1 protein-coding gene is annotated in these 307 nt (G+C 51.1%); it reads right to left on the bottom strand.

Features of this window, described 5'->3' with window-relative positions:
- Positions 1-307, bottom strand: a 307-nt coding sequence (locus tag M9196_RS23370) for a VCBS domain-containing protein (protein ID WP_250619895.1), incomplete at both ends; no start/stop codon positions are given.

The following is a 307-nucleotide window of genomic DNA, read 5'->3' as shown; positions in this document are numbered from 1 at the left end:
TAGTACCATCTTCGCTGAGTACTTGGAACGTCTCAGTGCGGGTCTCCCCTTCAGCAAGTGATTGTACTGAGCTGTCGGTGTTGTCAATTTCGTAATTCCACGCGCCTGTGGCATCAATGGTTAAGGTACCCACTGGTGTAAGGCCGTTGCCATCATCGACTTTGGTGACGCTGGTTTGGAATTGGCTCTCGCCAAGGTCAGTGTCCGTAATCGTCAGCTGACCGCTTTCTTTTAGTAAGTCACCCGCTTGAATATCGGTGTCTTCAATCACACCACCGATGTCAGTACCCGCTATCACTGGCGCATC

Origin of the sequence: Vibrio methylphosphonaticus (assembly GCF_023634655.1) — a bacterium.
Taxonomy (GTDB): Bacteria; Pseudomonadota; Gammaproteobacteria; order Enterobacterales; family Vibrionaceae; genus Vibrio; species Vibrio methylphosphonaticus.
This window is presented reverse-complemented; position numbering and strand designations above follow the sequence as displayed.